The 2,217-nt window shown below is 70.6% G+C and carries 2 protein-coding genes; one reads left to right on the top strand and one right to left on the bottom strand.

The window, feature by feature from the left end; genetic code table 11:
- A partial coding sequence (locus ABYE80_RS20000; protein WP_372792074.1) for a TetR/AcrR family transcriptional regulator occupies nucleotides 1–510 on the bottom strand: 510 nt, incomplete at its 3' end.
- 145 nt (nucleotides 511–655) lie between these two features.
- Here ABYE80_RS20000 and ABYE80_RS19995 point away from each other — a divergent pair.
- Nucleotides 656–2,217 (top strand): acyl-CoA carboxylase subunit beta (locus ABYE80_RS19995; RefSeq protein WP_372792072.1); only part of this gene is annotated, 1,562 nt, incomplete at its 3' end.

Genomic DNA, 2,217 nt, shown 5'->3' with positions numbered 1-2,217 from the left:
GGTCAGCCAGGCAGCGGTGCGCTTCGGATCGAGCCCAGCGCGGACCGTCCCGGCCTTCTGCCCCTCGCGGATGTGGCGGCTCACTCCCTCGATGGCGAGTGCCACCACGCCCCGGAACGACGCACGGACGTTGGGGTCGTACGCCGACGTGTCCACGAGCGCGCTCCAGATCGACGCATGCTGCGCATAGACGTCCGCGATACCCCGCAGGGCGCTCTCGACGTCGGCCCTGGTTCCGTCAGGCGGCAGCTCCCACCAGACCCTCGCGGCGTCGATGAGCCGGCCGACGACATCCTCGGCGAGCGCCAGGAGCAGGACGCCCTTGTCCTCGAAGTAGACGTAGAAGGTCGAGCGAGAGATACCCGCCTCGGTGATGAGCTGCTCGACGGTGATGTCGGCGAAGCTCGCACCGTCCTCCATGAGCTCCTCGACCACCCGCAGCATGTCGGTGACGATTGCTTCGCGGCGCGCCTTGCGGCGGCCACCCGACTTCCTGGTCACGGACGACACGGCTGCTCCTGTGGCTGGCCGGAGGCGGCCACGCCGCCGGTGGATCGATCTCCGAGCACACTGTACAGCGCCGTCGCCACGCTCCCGGAGGGCTCAGTGCGCGATCTTTCGGTCGTAACGCCCGGACGACTTGTACGATCCAGCGGTGGACCGATCCGACGACCAGCCGCTGCCTGGAGAGGTGTCCAAGGAGGCCGCGGTCGCCGAACTCGAGCGACGCCGCGCCCTGGCGCTCGGACAGGGCGGACCGGATCGTGTGGCCGCCCATCACGCCAAGGGCCTGCTGACCGCCCGTGAGCGCATCGCCGCATTGGTGGACTCGTCGTCGTTCGTCGAGATCGGCCAACTCGCGCACTCCGACCGGCCCGAGGTCGGCGAACGCGCGCCCGCCGATGCCTCCGTGACGGGGGTCGGCACGATCGAGGGCCGCAAGGTGTGCGTCATCGCAGGCGATGCCACCGTCCTGGCCGGCACGACCGGCAAGGTCGCGTCGCGCAAGCAGGGCCAGATCATGAGCCTCGCCGCGCGCAAGGGCTTTCCCCTCGTCATGCTCGGCGATGCGAACGGCGGCCGCCTGCCCGATCTGCTGGGCTCGGACTTCGCCGCATCGGCGGGCACCGACGAGGGCGAGCACTTCCTCGGGATCCGGGTGATGGAGGACCGGATCCCGCGAGCCACTGCGATCCTCGGCAACGCATACGGGGACCCGGCGTTCTGGGCGGCCTCGTCGGACTTCGTCTCGATGACGGCGGCCGGCTCCGTCGCCCTGTCCGGGCCGGCGCTCGTCACGGCGTCGACAGGTGCGGCCGCCACGCACGCCGAACTGGGAGGTGAAGCGATGACCGCCCGCACGACCGGAGTCGTGCACCGCGTGGAACCGGACGAGCACGCGGCGATCGCGGCCATCGTGAGGTTCCTGTCCTACCTGCCGTCCAATGCGACGCGTTCGGCTCCCGTCTCGGCCCCGGTCGGGCCGGGCACGTCGAGTGAGACGCTGTCGGACATCGTTCCCGACCGCGGCCGCCGCGGCTACGACGTACGGCGCGTCATCGACGCGGTGGTGGATGCCGAGACGTTCTTCGAGCTACGACCGACGTACGGGCGCAGCATGGTCGTCGGGCTCGCCCGGGTCGAAGGGCAGCCCGTCGGCGTGCTCGCCAACCAGCCGAAGTTCCGTGGCGGCGTGCTCGACGCTCAGGCGCTACGCAAGGCGATCGGGCTCGTGGACCTGTGCACGGCGTTCGGACTGCCGCTCGTGTTCCTGCAGGACCTCCCCGGCGTGATGATCGGGTTGGACGCCGAGCGCGAGGACATCACGGGCCGGGTCGTCGAGCTGTTCACTGCGCTGGCTCGCTCCCCGGTCCCCAAGGTCACCGTGGTGCTGCGCAAGGCGTTCGGCTTCGGCTACATCGCCATGGGCGGCCCGGCGTTGGGCACCGACTTCGTGGTCGCGTGGCCCAACGCGGAGATCGGCTTCATGGCAGCCGACAACGCCGTGCGCGTCGTCCACCACCGGAGGATCGCCGAGACCCGGGCCGCCGAGGGCGAGGCAGCCGCCGAAGCGCTCGCGAACGAGCTCGAGCGCGAGATGCACAGCGCGTTCAGCCCGTTCACAGCTGCCTCGCTGGCTGTCATCCACGACGTGATCCGCCCCGAGGAGACCCGACGCGCCGTGGTGGACGGGCTGTTCGTCGGCACCGGGTACCG

It is taken from the genome of Paraconexibacter sp. (assembly GCF_041602235.1).
Classification (GTDB): Bacteria; Actinomycetota; Thermoleophilia; order Solirubrobacterales; family Solirubrobacteraceae; genus Paraconexibacter.
Note: the sequence above shows the minus strand (reverse complement) of the source record. Positions and strands in the feature narration are given on the sequence as shown.